This window comes from Corynebacterium sp. HMSC30G07 (assembly GCF_001806945.1).
Taxonomy (GTDB): domain Bacteria; phylum Actinomycetota; class Actinomycetes; order Mycobacteriales; family Mycobacteriaceae; genus Corynebacterium; species Corynebacterium riegelii.
This window is the reverse complement of the sequence record NZ_KV786471.1, coordinates 30,096-42,604: the sequence shown is the minus strand read 5'-3', so window position 1 is coordinate 42,604 and position 12,509 is coordinate 30,096. Positions and strand designations below refer to the sequence as shown.

Annotated in this window: 11 protein-coding genes and 1 CRISPR repeat array; of the genes, 7 read left to right on the top strand and 4 right to left on the bottom strand. The window is 56.4% G+C overall.

Annotated elements, in window-relative coordinates; genetic code table 11:
• Nucleotides 1–1,093 (bottom strand): HNH endonuclease signature motif containing protein (locus HMPREF3104_RS08045; protein ID WP_168156368.1); only part of this gene is annotated, 1,093 nt, incomplete at its 3' end.
• A gap of 428 nt (nucleotides 1,094–1,521) precedes the next feature.
• Here HMPREF3104_RS08045 and HMPREF3104_RS08040 point away from each other — a divergent pair.
• Entirely contained in the window at nucleotides 1,522–1,989 is a 468-nt protein-coding gene (locus HMPREF3104_RS08040) for an ASCH domain-containing protein (RefSeq protein ID WP_070495107.1), read from the top strand.
• Nucleotides 1,990–2,025: 36 nt separating this feature from the next.
• Here the strand turns inward: HMPREF3104_RS08040 and HMPREF3104_RS12950 are convergent, their stop codons facing one another.
• The 3 genes from HMPREF3104_RS12950 to HMPREF3104_RS08030 are packed head-to-tail and all read right to left on the bottom strand — an operon-like array spanning nucleotide 2,026 to nucleotide 3,288.
• Nucleotides 2,026–2,235, bottom strand: coding sequence for a GntR family transcriptional regulator (locus HMPREF3104_RS12950; protein ID WP_168156367.1), 210 nt, complete (start codon nucleotides 2,233–2,235; stop codon nucleotides 2,026–2,028).
• Nucleotides 2,198–2,905 carry a hypothetical protein gene (locus tag HMPREF3104_RS12310; RefSeq protein WP_070495106.1) on the bottom strand — a complete coding sequence of 236 codons (708 nt, stop codon included), beginning with the start codon at nucleotides 2,903–2,905 and terminating at the stop codon, nucleotides 2,198–2,200. The genes HMPREF3104_RS12950 and HMPREF3104_RS12310 overlap by 38 nt, the downstream gene beginning before the upstream one ends.
• Before the next feature lie 11 nt (nucleotides 2,906–2,916).
• Complete coding sequence (locus HMPREF3104_RS08030; RefSeq protein WP_052205069.1) at nucleotides 2,917–3,288, bottom strand: hypothetical protein; 372 nt, start codon at nucleotides 3,286–3,288, stop codon at nucleotides 2,917–2,919.
• Between the two features lie 361 nt (nucleotides 3,289–3,649).
• On the opposite strand from HMPREF3104_RS08030, the gene cas7u reads away from it, so the two are divergent.
• From cas7u to cas2, 6 genes are read left to right on the top strand one after another with little or no spacing between them, the layout of a single operon-like run.
• Nucleotides 3,650–4,849: a type I-G CRISPR-associated RAMP protein Csb1/Cas7g gene (gene cas7u, locus HMPREF3104_RS08025; protein WP_070495105.1), complete on the top strand. Its 1,200-nt coding sequence runs from the start codon at nucleotides 3,650–3,652 to the stop codon at nucleotides 4,847–4,849.
• A gap of 5 nt (nucleotides 4,850–4,854) precedes the next feature.
• Nucleotides 4,855–6,384, top strand: a complete 1,530-nt coding sequence (gene csb2, locus HMPREF3104_RS08020; protein WP_070495104.1) for a type I-G CRISPR-associated protein Csb2 — start codon at nucleotides 4,855–4,857, stop codon at nucleotides 6,382–6,384.
• Nucleotides 6,381–9,068: a type I-G CRISPR-associated helicase/endonuclease Cas3g gene (gene cas3u, locus HMPREF3104_RS08015; protein ID WP_070495103.1), complete on the top strand. Its 2,688-nt coding sequence runs from the start codon at nucleotides 6,381–6,383 to the stop codon at nucleotides 9,066–9,068. The genes csb2 and cas3u overlap by 4 nt, the downstream gene beginning before the upstream one ends.
• On the top strand, nucleotides 9,065–10,096 hold the full coding sequence (locus HMPREF3104_RS08010) for a hypothetical protein (RefSeq protein WP_070495102.1): 1,032 nt from the start codon (nucleotides 9,065–9,067) through the stop codon (nucleotides 10,094–10,096). The genes cas3u and HMPREF3104_RS08010 overlap by 4 nt, the downstream gene beginning before the upstream one ends.
• Nucleotides 10,093–11,694: a CRISPR-associated endonuclease Cas4/Cas1 gene (locus HMPREF3104_RS08005; protein ID WP_070495101.1), complete on the top strand. Its 1,602-nt coding sequence runs from the start codon at nucleotides 10,093–10,095 to the stop codon at nucleotides 11,692–11,694. The genes HMPREF3104_RS08010 and HMPREF3104_RS08005 overlap by 4 nt, the downstream gene beginning before the upstream one ends.
• Nucleotides 11,691–11,993: a CRISPR-associated endonuclease Cas2 gene (gene cas2 / locus HMPREF3104_RS08000; protein ID WP_070495100.1), complete on the top strand. Its 303-nt coding sequence runs from the start codon at nucleotides 11,691–11,693 to the stop codon at nucleotides 11,991–11,993. Before HMPREF3104_RS08005 ends, cas2 begins: the two co-directional genes overlap by 4 nt.
• A 192-nt stretch (nucleotides 11,994–12,185) precedes the next feature.
• A CRISPR array of direct repeats spans nucleotides 12,186–12,509; the repeat unit is 30 nt; unit sequence GTCGCCGTCCTTTACGGGACGGCCTTTCAT.

Here is a 12,509-nt window from a genome sequence, read left to right as displayed (position 1 = left end):
AGATTTCACCCGTATCCGGATCCGGGACGTAGAAACCACGCTTATCGGTTTTCAAGTTGTGGTGCTTTTGACACAACGGATACAGGTTTCCCGGTGTGGTTTTCCCACCCTGACCAAACGGAATCCGGTGATCCAACTGACACCTGAATGACGGCACGCTACATCCCGGGAACACACAATGCGTATGACGAGCACACACAACGCGTCGCATTGCCTCGGTCGGGGTGTAGCTATCCGTATGTGCTTGAAGTTCTGCCTCCATATCCACTTCGGTGACCTTCGCTGACGCCAGCAGGTCATCCAGTACTGCAGTGGCTTCCGGAGTCAGTTCCCCAACCCCTGGTACGTACGCTGGCCCACCAACCTCACGACCCTTCGGCACAAACACATGCAGCGTCGTTTTCGTTGGGGTGATCTCCCCGGAAAGTAGTTTCACCATTGCATCAGCCATGGAGGTTTTGTGTTCACGTGCAGTCGCCAACACGTGCTCACGCACGACCTGTGCCGTCAACGGGTTGGTCGCCAACGTGACCAGTGTTTTGACTGTGCCGGACTGTGCAGACACCTCAAAGGTCACCGCATCATCAGCCGCGTGTGCCTGCGCCATTCGCTGTTGGCGCCTTTTTGGTTGGTAGGCGCAGGTTGGGTCGATGCGTTTGATCATCTCCCGGATACGTCGGGTAATCGTGGTGGTTTGTGGAGTGTGTTGCCCAGGCCGGGTTGGGGTAAACGTAGTAGTCAACATCTCGTCGAATTCGGCATACGCCTCATCGGTAATCTCTGGCCCGAGTTCGGCAAGCACCGTATCGATGGCACGTAAATGCTGCAGATCCATCACACGGGTATCGGCCTGGAGGGCACGCAGCTTCGGTAAGTGCTGTAGACGTGCATGGGAAAAGATCGCTTGCTCAACCGAGCTTTTAGTCCAGCCGGTTGCTTCCCTCATGGCGACTACTTCCACGTCGACGTCATCAACGTGTGCTCCGGGTGTGGCGAAGTGGCCGAAGGCATTCCAGTAAATATCGCGAATGCCTTGACTAAACGTGCTTAGTGGATCTTCTGGTCGCTGTGTGCGGAAGTATGGTTCGCCCACGGTCTACCCCCAGTGTTGTGTTCCCTGTTTTCCCGTTGTTTCGTGCCCCTAATTATACCCGTCTGACTGTTCTATGCGCAAGTGGTAAACCGGCATTTATTGCACTATTTCCGCATGCATATTCACAACACATGCTGGCGGTTGCATTCAGTATATCGACCGATCCCACATGTCCCATTGGCTTACGAGGAAATGGCAAACAAACGTTCGAGAAGCGCCGCAAATCTCCAGCCTCGTCGCACACGCAAGCAGGGCCGGATCGGGTGGAGGGTCAAACACCCAAACCACCACGCTCATCGTCTGTTTCTACAACCACCGAGCTAGACGACCAGTGGAAAACGACTGTTCAGGGCTGCGGAAACCCAAGAACTGCGAGGTATAACAGTGCGATACCAAGGACGGTGAGCCTCGCTGCCTAATATGAATGTATGAATCGGGACGCCGTAGAACCCATTTCGGAGTTGCCTCGTGGCGAGTTCGCCTTTCCAGGCCCGCTCCGTGACGCTCTTGTCAACGCCATCCTGAATGGAACGAAAACTGCGACAGCATCCTTGCTGGCTGAATACCCCAACGACTATCAGCCGCATGAGGAAGTGGAGGCCCTCGAGGCCGTCCTTGACTCACATGACAACGTGGTGTGCGTCATTCGTACGGCCGACGTGCAGGTTTGTCGGCTGGCGGACGTGAGCGACGAGCATGCCATTGCCGAGGGAGAGGGCTACACGGATGCCGGCGAATGGCGTGCCGGGCATGAACGTTATTGGCGCTCGCCAGAGTTTGTGGAGTACATCGGAGCACTTGATATTGACGACGACACCGAGGTGGTGTGCCAACGCTTTACCGTTGATGAGCGGTACCCGATCAGTCCGATAGAGCCATGGGACTCGTTGGTATGAGTAGTCCGGGATCTGGGATCTTAGGGTTGTGAATCTCTACTGAGTGGCATCTCGTAGAGCAGCTTTTCGGAGTAGGTTCATCCGGATTTCGCGCGCTGTGCTGAAGTGCTGATTGGCAATATCTCGAGCGGCCGCAGTATCGCGATCGCTAATTGCTTCTATGGGTTTAGCGTGCTCATTCAGGGCCTCGTTTTGTCGATCGTCGACGCTAAGCGTGGATGTAGGAGCGTGAACCAAATGGGTCATGAGGCGCTCTAGTAGATTGCGTTCTTTCGTCATGGTGCTGCTCAAGTTGTAATTCGATACCCAGACACTCTTCCTCGCCTAGGGAGATCAGCCGTATTGTCACTGCGGGGAGAGTTGTGTTGAGACTAGAGAGATCCAAAAACTGTGTAATTTCGTTCAGATCCACCGAGAAAACGGGGTCGGCGCAGCCGCCGTATGCCTCGTGTTTGAAATGTGCCATCGCAGACTCAACCTGATCAAAGAGGCGTCTCCGCCAAGCAAGTAGGCGATCTGTTTTCTTCTCTTTCTCAAGCAATGCGCGATCCACAGGAGTAGGGAGCCACCACTGCGGGTCAATCTCACTGCGGCGCATAAACCGCTGATAGAAATCGTCACGATCCACGCCTTTTCGGATTCCGGCTGAAACCACCCACACTTGCCCGTCCGGATCCATAAAGGCCACCCCACGGTACCGAGAAGTCTTCACTTTGTAACAGGTGGGACGCACTCCGCTGATTTTTGCCGGAGCCTTGGCGTAGTCACGGTCCGGCGCAAAAATCGCGTTAGCATGCTCGAGCACGGGGTGCTCTACCTGCGTGGATACACCGCCAATCGGCCCAGCGCTGTCCCAACTTTCAAGTTTGAGGTCTTGTGTCGCGCAGTAAATTGTGAGCCGTGCTGGAAGAGCCATGGGAAATAACGTTATTCAGATAGCGATGCAACTGCCGACGCAACAAGCTCATCAGGATGGGCGGCGTGGCGCGCAAAGATCTCACGGCTTCGTATCGTGTCCGGGAGCCTAGAGAGCACAGAGGCGGTTTCCACCTCAACGCCATCGCGAGTGGACCGCAGCATCACCTTCCCGTCACGCCCCAGCAAACGAACATGCAGGGCGCTCAAACCAAGAAGGGATGCTGCAGCGTTCAGGCTCAGCCAGGCTGGCAGCTCGTCCAACCCGCAGCTGCTAGCCATCGACGTCACTGCAACAGCACCCTCCACACTGCTTTCCGCAGCACGGGCCAGCACGTCTGGTGCAGTAAGGGAAGGATCTACACTGTGCACTTCATGAGCCATCTTTCAGACCCCGTTTCTATTTCGCTTCTGCGCTGACCATCTTAACCACGGAAGACGCTTGAAGGAAGTCCTCAAAGCCGCAAACACCTAGAGCTCCCTGCCACACAGAGGAACGATGTAGTCTAGCTCTAGCCATGCGGCCTTTCATTGAGGATCTCTCTACGCGTAGCGAAGCCAAGGGCCGAGCACTTCGCCGCATGGCCGTCCACATTTTCACGCTACTCTCTATTCGCGTAGCGATAAATTAATTCTGTGCTACTGTTGTAAGCGAGCCAAAATCATTGGCCACGGCTTCAATCTAGGCGTTCACCCGAACACCACAGGCCGCATACTGCACACAAATTCGAAAGGAAGAACTGCAATGCAGCTCCAAGACTTGCTCGACGCCTGCACCCCCGGCGGCGCGTCGGTACTTACCTCTGTCACTGAACTTTCCGCAGCTGCTGGCCCGCACGCTTCGGTCACTCCCGCAAAGTTCATTGATGGCAGCACCCCCTGCTTCGGCTACGAACCACGTTTCATCGACGGTGCCCCCACGGAAACCGTCATCATCGACAGCATTCCTTCTGCAGCAAATCGCGGCGAGCAGGCCATTACGCGAGCAATCGAGGGTGGAGACCCCTTACTGTCTCGCATCCCGCGCATCCTCGTCCACTATGGGAGTGAGAGCTATACAGACATCGAACTTCCCCACCGCTTCGCCGACGGGCACATTCGCGCTAGCAGCTACGAGGGAGAGCCAGTCACCAAAGCTGACTGGTACCGCGACATGAGGAATTCGACGCCGAGGGATTACCGCGCGATCCTTAACACTGCCCCAATCGCACTCCTCGCTGGCGCCTGGGACTCGACACGCCCCTCGAACCAAGTACGCGTACGGAGGTCTATCACCGGGGAAACCATTGGCATCCTCGCAGACCAGTCACGCCCAGGCAGTGAGCAGCAGGGTGCTCGAAGTGGTGCTCGCGTCGACCCTGTCGGCGCAGCTGTCCATCTTGACCCTTCCTCGTTCCAGCAGATCATCGCTAGTCAGGAAGACGATCTTTCGAAGAAAAGGCTCGAAGACATCAACGCCAAGATTAAGAACGCGAAGAAGGGCGAGACTTTCTCCGGGTCAGGAGTGGGCGTGGGGGCCCTTCCTCCGACCCTGGATCCTCTCGGAGGCGTGTCATGCTCTCGTATCATCCGATCCTGGGTGATGAGCTTCACTGCTCTACGCCAGCTGAACTTCGGCGACAACCCGGAACAAAACGTCGCCGCAAGGGCTCTTATCGCAGCTCTTGGCCTGGCGCTCATCGCCAGGGCAGAGCAGGAACTCTACTACCGCTCGAATTGTGACCTCGTCGAAGTTTCTGCTCCTGTGGTCAAGCTGGATCAGCGATACGGCAATTTCAAGGAACTGCCTCCACTGAGCATCGAGGCTGCTGATGACCTGTTGAAGGCAGCGCTCGAGCACGCCGAAAAGCTGGGGGTTGCCGATTGGCACGGGCAGGTTCGAGAAGTAATCGGAAACCCTGCCATCATCGCCGGCGCGGTGGACGACGCAGAAGATAAGGAATAACCAAAATGCCCCAATTAGCGTTGACTGCAACGTTCCCGTTGGGCACTTACTACGGGCATCGAAGTGATGGTTCTGTCGAGGCTTATCCTTCCCCTCTGCGGCTACACGCAGCCCTCCTTAGCGCTGCAGCCCAGGGTCACCTCTCGGAAGATGGTGAACCTTCCCAAGCATCACTCGATGCTCTTCAGTGGCTTGAAAAGCACCCGCCCAACGGGATCTATCAACCGGAAACTCGCCTCCTCAATAAAGGCAATCAGCGAATTGGGTACCGGGACGTCGGAACCTTCGATTCCAAAAGTATGCGAAAGAAAGTTGACGCCCGTCCCATCTCAAATGGCGTGGCAGTGCAATCTTCCTACGGCTACATGTGGCACGACGTGCCGGAGGAAGTCGCCGCTACACTTACTCAACTCGCTGAGGACGTGCCCTACTTGGGGGAGAGCCATAGCGTTGTCGCGTTAAGTGCGCAGAGCTTTACGCCCAACCTATGGTTATCCCCAACTGCGAACTGCTTCACCAAGGAGGCTTTCGCCAGGCCGGTTGCCGCAGAGGGACGTACAGCCGCCTTGCTCGCTAACCACAGAGCGCGCTTCACAGCGAAGCCACCGACGCTGGCACGCGACGCTTTTAAGAAAAGCCAAGTCCCTCACAGTGAACGCCCTACCGAGATTGGTATTGCGGAGTCATGGTACGAGCCTGCTGAGCCCTTCCCCGAGGACGCGCCATGGGGCACCGTCTACCTCTTTGAGCTAGATCGTGAGGTTGAGAAACGCGATCGCGTCGCGTTGGCGCTAAGCATGCACAAAGCGCTCATCGCTCGCCTTGGCTACGGCGCTGCACCCCTCATCACTGGTAAGTACAACGACGGGATCAAACAGCCTCCAAATCGGCTTGCAATCCAGTACCTGCCCCCACGTCTCGCTCAATTGCTGAACAAGGACGGCCCTCTTCTTGGACTTTTCGTGCCGTCCGATGCAACACCGGAGGAGCTTCTCCAAGTCCAGCGAGCAGTGGATATTCGCGAGCTTTGGTCAAGGCGCCTCGGCAAGATCCGTATTCAGTTTTCCAATGAGACACGCTCAGGAACGCGCTTTTGGCCAGCTCCAGAACCCGGTGCCTACCGGCTATGGGAAACGGAGATGCCGATCGTGCCTGAGGTACGACGCATCCGCCGCAATGGTAGCGAATGGTCGTTGGGCGATTCCGCTTTGCTTTCCGCAGCTTATGTGTGGCGGAACGACTTCACCCTTACCGGAAGCGGACCAACGCGCTACATAGATCTCCGCGATCAGGCTGCGCGCAGGGGAGTCTCTGCCCTCGACACACACGCAGTTACTCGGCACGTTCGTGACTTTGCGCATCATTCGCACGAAAGCGTCCCAGTGCAGCCTTACCGCGCGGTGCTCGACTTAGGTGATCTCGCGGGCCCTCAGGCCGCGGTCATGCTCGGTCAATCCAGGCACCTTGGCGGTGGCCTCCTCCGCCCATTGGATATCAACCTCAATTCGTCAGAAATCCCAGGAGAAAAGCCATGACGAAGTTAACTCTGAGTAATTTCGACGAGTTTTTCGCCGCCATGAACGACGGACACGTTCCATTTTCGTGGCAGTGTGAGCTTCTCGAATACATTGTGCGTACCGGGCGATGGCCAGACCAAATCGCGGCCCCAACTGGTGCAGGGAAATCTTCAGTTGTCGACGTCCACATTTTCGCGAATGCCCTGTTTGTGGCAGGGGAAGCTCCGCGCGTCCCACGCAGATTACACACAGTGGTGAATCGTCGAGGCCTCGTGGACAACCAGTACCAACGTGCCCTCGAGATACAACGGGCATTAACAGAAAGCACTACCGATGACGGTAACCACCCAGACGTAGTACGCAAGGTTGCAGACGCATTACGTAGCCTGGTACCCGTCGGCGGTAACACGCCGTGCATCGTGTCTGTATTACGCGGCGGGCTCAGCTCGCGGTCACTGCCGGTAAGTGACCTTGCGAGCTGTGCTGTCATTGCCTCAACACCAGACATGTGGGGTTCACGCGCACTCTTCCAGGGGTATGGTTCGACGAGGTACGCTCGTCCCAGAGAAACTACTCTTGTCACGAGTGACTCGGTGATTGTGCTCGACGAGGCACACTTGAACCGTCAACTGTTAATCACTGCACGCCGAATCAGGGAAATTCAGTTAGCTGGTGCAGACACTGGTCTCCCTGCGCTCCAAGTCGTCGAGACGACAGCAACTCCCGCAAACCAATCTGAAGATTTGTCGGTGATCGGGGTAGACCCCAATACGCTCGATGCAAGCCGAGACGCAGCCCTGCAACGCAGGCTCCATGCGACGAAGCAGTTGAAACACCTCCAAACCCCCAAGTGGAATGGAAGGAAGGCAAACCGTGGCGTAGTGGACGGTGCACTCGAGCAGATTCACGCATGGCTGGAAGAAGACAATCGCGTCGGTCCGATTGGTTGCATCGTGAATCACGTAGATACGGCGCTCAAAGTAGCCAACGCGCTCAAGAGGAAGAAAGTACGGTATATCCTCCTCGTCGGCCGCTTGCGCCCATTTGACCTCCAAAAACTCGAAGAAGACTACCCGGGCGTGCTTACTCCTACTGGAAACAAGCAGGTTGACGTCGTTGTTGCAACGCAAACTCTTGAGGTTGGAGTAGACGTTGATTTCCAATACATGGTGACAGAACTAGCTCCAGCTACTGCAATTCAACAACGCAGCGGACGTGTCAACCGCCTCGGAAAATACGACACATCTGAGCTAGCAATTCTTGAGCCGGTTGCTCCGCCTGCGGCAAATAAAGAATTCGCACCATACCAAGGGGCCGACCTCCACGACGCTTTCCAATGGCTTACGGCCTTCGAAAGCGGCGCTGACATAAATCCTGCGCTGCTCGCTTCGAACCCGGCCCCTGCGACAACGCCTACACGACTGCTCTATCAGCGTTTGGAGTACCGAGATGTCGAGCTACTCGCGAAGTCAGCTGAGCGTCGTGCGAACCCGATCGAGCTTGATTTCTGGCTTCGGGACTCTCTAGAAGCAGAAGCCCCTACCGCTGGCGTAGTTTTGCGCAAAAAGCTCCCGCAAACGCAGGAAGCAACCGTAGAACTGCTTGAGGCTTTGCCACCTCGAGCTGAAGAGGTTTTCCCGGGGTCGATATCTACCGTCAGAGACCTCGCCGTCAAGCTCCAGCAAGACAGCGAGGAACGGCACGCAGCTACGTTGCTGTTGGTGTATCGCGCGGGCGACATTGAGCTCCTTGACGAGCCGAATGAGATCAAGCCAGGCGATACACTCATCGTAAGCGATCAGCTACCGTTCACTACGCAGGGCGTGCTGACGATTCCAGCTGAGGACGAGCAACTGCCAGATGAAGTTCCAGCGGACGGAGTCACCGTTTACTTGCCCGATGAGGAAGACGTTGACCTCGATCTCTTCCGAGCAGCAAGCTCGATGACCCCAGCTGAGTTTCTGGAATTATGGTACGACCGCTTTCCTGGTGACGCCGAAGCTGGCATGAGTATCGAAGTTTCTGCATCGTCGATCGAGGACCCGCGAGGCGACCTTGCCGCTTGGATTCTCCGCCGGGATTCGCAAACGCTGCGCACTGATGCCGAGACGGTGCAGGAATGGTCACCTCGTGTGGACAAAAACACCCCACCACCCTCCCTGACTCAACACCAGACTGACGTAGCTGAGCGGGCACGGATTATCTGCGATTCCCTGAGTGTCAATCCAGCTCTTGCAGACCGGGTGGTTACAGCGAGCTTGCTTCACGACGAGGGCAAGCGCGATCCCCGCTTCCAGCGAATGTTGGGAAACCTCGATCTTGACCAACCATGGGCTAAGAGCCGTACCCGGAGCCGACAAGAGATCCAGCGAGCAAAGGCTGGAAGTGGTTTGCCTGTTGGGTGGAGGCATGAACAGCTCTCTGCAGCTATGGCTGAAGACCTTCGTCTCCAAGGAGACGCGCGCGTCGACGAGCTGGTTGTACACATTGTTGGCGCGAGCCACGGCCGCGGACGAGACTTGTTCCCCCAAGTTGGTGAAGAACTCCTTGTTGGATCCGCAACCGCACAGAAGTTGTTCACACAGGGTCAGTGGGAAAGCCAAGTACGTAAGCTCACAAGGGAATACGGTGCCTACGCCCTGGCTGCTTGCGAAGCGCTCGAGCGCGCAGCGGACGCGCAGATTTCAGGAGAAGGACGATGAAACACAGTCTCGTAGTTGCAGGGAATGTATATTCCGGTTTATCTCATTTCGCCCTTGCTGGGCTGAGTCTCCTCGCACGGTCGCTGAGTGACGGTGTAGTCACCACTCATTGGAACAACGAACCAACGCCCCGAGGCGTCCTGGAAACAGAGGACATTGCTCCTGAGGATATCGCAATAGAGATTAAGCGCCTGAGCCAGTCGTGGTACCAGGGGTGGACGAGCATCCGAGTCCAATATGCGGTAGGCGAGTTTTCCCCGTTCAGCCCCAGGTTCAAGCAAATTGATCCCCGCAAGAACCCAGATGATTGGCCTAAACATCAGCAAGCACGTACCGCTGCTCTCGATAAGTTGTCCGTTGATGATGACCACTTGGCGTTGCAATTCATTCACTCCCTGGGAGAAGCCGCTTACTGGAGGTTCGACGGAAAAGACCCTCGACCTGATCACGGTGCCTCCCGGTGGGAGATGAAGACTCGCAATCAAGGTGAAGAGTTCGTCTCGCAGAAGCTCTTCAAATATGTCGAGGCCCTGAGCGATTGGGATACCAAGGATATTCTGGCCGGATTGACAGGCCAGCGCGTTGAAGATCCGTTCGGTGAAGATGCTTCCAGAACGCCTTCGGGTTTTACTCCCCCGGCACGGACAGACTTGGCCCTTGCCTTTGCAGCGCTCATCGGTATCGGACAATTTCCAGTGAGCGCACGCGCACAGCAAATGACGCTCACTCCGTGTGCGTATCCGGACACAGCGCTGCACACTAAGGTAGCCGTGCTTCCCGTACCAACCATTCCTTTGACCCCCGAGAGGTTCGAAAGCATTGTGCTCTCTCAGGAGTGGGCGTCCGTGGTCAACGCTTTTGGTGCCGAGGAAATCGGTCGAACTCCGGAGAGTTTGCTACACGACAGCGCGGTTACTGCGCTTCGGCAGTTCGGTGCGCCCGCAGCCGCTGTGTTCCGAGTCCATCTCGGAGGTAGCTCTTTAGCGCCAGAGCGCTACTTCGAAAGCGGAAAGGTCCGCCTGTTGTGACACGGGAAGAAGACTTCTTGCCGATTAGCCTCGTCCTTCATACTGCGTTTTGCGAGAGAAGGGCCTGGTTGGAGGCAAATGGCGAGTCAACGCTGACGTATCAGATGCAGGCCGGGGATAACGCTCACGAAGCGGTCGACACCGTAGCTCACTCACGCACACACCGTTTGACGTCTTATCCCTTGCGCTCGGAGCGTCTCGGCATCGTTGGAAAAGCTGACGTAGTCGAGATATTCGAGGGCAATGAGGTGGGGCTAGTCGAGCATAAGGCAACCCCTGTTCGACGTAAGGCCCAGGTAACCCCGGCGAATCGTCTGCAACTGGCGCTGCAACGCGAGTGTTTGCGTGATGCGGGCTTTGAAGTAATCGAGCAGTCGATATATTTCACCGATCACCGTCGACGGGTCGAGGTGGAGCTTACTGACGACGACAGCCAGGTCGCCGCCGAAACGATCGCACGCACTCGAGCGATCGTTGATGCCGCGCATGCGCCTATTCCGCTTCTCGACGATGAACGGTGCTCCCGATGCTCCCATTTTTCTATCTGCCTACCCGATGAACATCACGGTGGGAACGCGAGGCGACGCATCCATGCTGCTGACCCCGATGGTCAGGTACTACACCTCACCGTGCAGGGGTCCCGCGCCAGTATTCGCAAAGGAAGGGTCCTCGTAGAAAAATCCGGTGAGAGACTTGCAGATGCCCCACTCGCCCGGGTTCATGGAGTTGTAGTCCATGGCAACATCGATCTTTCTAGCGCCTTGCACCGTAATCTCCTCTGGGACAACGTACCGGTCGTGTGGTGTTCTTCAACAGGACGAGTCTACGGATTCTCAAAACCCGCCGACGGCCCCAATGGCGGAGCTCGTGTGGAGCAACATGTCCTGAGCAGTCGAGGTTGTCTACCGATTGCGCGTGGAATGGTCCAAGCGAAGATTTGGAATCAGGCTACTCTGCTACGAAGGAACGGCGACGCACCTGACGCAGTCAGATATCTGCAGGCCAAGGCAGAGCGCGCAGCAACGGCCGCAGACATACCAGAGCTGTTTGGGATCGAGGGAGATGCCGCTGCACAGTATTTTCATGAATTCGGGTCGATGTTGCGCCCAGCACAAATGGAAGCTCTTGGTTGGCAGTGGAAAGGACGGCATGGTCGTGGTGCAAGCGATCCGCTCAATATCTTGCTGAATTACTGCTATGGCTTGCTCAGGGCGGAAGTACTCCGAGCAATCCTCAGCTGCGGTTTAGACCCGCACGCGGGTTTCCTGCATAGTAGCGGCCGTAACAAGCCCGCACTCGCTCTGGATCTCATGGAGGAGTTTCGAGCCCCGCTGGCTGACTCTGTAGTGCTTTCTCTTGTGAATCGACGCGAGATTAAGGCTAGCGATTTTACCCATATCAACGGGGCCGCTCGCCTTCGCGACAAGGCAAGAAGAAAAGTGATTGCGGCCTTCGAACGTCGAGTACAGACAAGCATTCGCCATCCCCTTTTTGGCTACGACGCGACATGGCGTCGGGTAATAGAAATCCAGGCCAGGATGGTGCTCGGCGTCATCACCGGATCCCAACCATCCTACGAAGGCGTGAGGGTTCGATGAGCCGGGACGATACACGTCGAACGCTTATCTGTTACGACATCATCAATGATCGTCGACGCACACGCGTCGCTGATGCACTGTCAGAATTCGGAGACCGGGTGCAATACAGCGTCTTTGTTGTGGATATCTCACCCGCCCGACTTCTACAAGTAAAGTCCCGCCTGAACACGATTATCGAGCCGGGCGAGGATTCCATTCTTTTCTGCGACCTAGGTCGAGTAGCGGAACTGAGCGAAACAAAGTTTGGGTATCTTGGAAAGTCGCGGGAGGTGGCAGACAATGACGCACTGATTCTCTAGCAGAATTGGCGGCTAAGCTACGAGCGCGCCGGTGTCACGCAAACCCCGGCTTACGCTCGCGCGGTGAATCGCCTGCTCAAAATCGAGAACTCAATAGTGGATGATTTTTGAAGTGCAACGTCTTGTAGAATCGTCTTCGCGCTCGCGAAGCGCTGGATTTACCCTGTTCACTGGTGCTGTTTTTCAGCCCCAGTCGCCGTCCTTTACGGGACGGCCTTTCATTGAGGGCCGCACGGTTGCAACGCCCGGCGCGCCATTCGGCTGGTCGCCGTCCTTTACGGGACGGCCTTTCATTGAGGGGCAAATGGTACGGGCACGACGTGTTCGCATACTTCTCATGTCGCCGTCCTTTACGGGACGGCCTTTCATTGAGGGATGCTATTGACCTTCAGCGTTTTTTGACAATGGGTGTGTCGCCGTCCTTTACGGGACGGCCTTTCATTGAGGGTTCCCAGAATTTCGACGGGAACACCGCAGCCACGGTGGGTCGCCGTCCTTTACGGGACGGCCTTTCAT

Bases quoted from the DNA above. Each gene is read 5' to 3' on its own strand.
- HMPREF3104_RS08040 (WP_070495107.1), top strand. From the start codon at position 1,522: ATGAATCGGGACGCCGTAGAACCCATTTCGGAGTTGCCTCGTGGCGAG.
- HMPREF3104_RS12950 (WP_168156367.1), bottom strand. From the start codon at position 2,235: ATGACCCATTTGGTTCACGCTCCTACATCCACGCTTAGCGTCGACGAT.
- HMPREF3104_RS12310 (WP_070495106.1), bottom strand. From the start codon at position 2,905: ATGGCTCTTCCAGCACGGCTCACAATTTACTGCGCGACACAAGACCTC.
- HMPREF3104_RS08030 (WP_052205069.1), bottom strand. From the start codon at position 3,288: ATGGCTCATGAAGTGCACAGTGTAGATCCTTCCCTTACTGCACCAGAC.
- cas7u (WP_070495105.1), top strand. From the start codon at position 3,650: ATGCAGCTCCAAGACTTGCTCGACGCCTGCACCCCCGGCGGCGCGTCG.
- csb2 (WP_070495104.1), top strand. From the start codon at position 4,855: ATGCCCCAATTAGCGTTGACTGCAACGTTCCCGTTGGGCACTTACTAC.
- cas3u (WP_070495103.1), top strand. From the start codon at position 6,381: ATGACGAAGTTAACTCTGAGTAATTTCGACGAGTTTTTCGCCGCCATG.
- HMPREF3104_RS08010 (WP_070495102.1), top strand. From the start codon at position 9,065: ATGAAACACAGTCTCGTAGTTGCAGGGAATGTATATTCCGGTTTATCT.
- cas2 (WP_070495100.1), top strand. From the start codon at position 11,691: ATGAGCCGGGACGATACACGTCGAACGCTTATCTGTTACGACATCATC.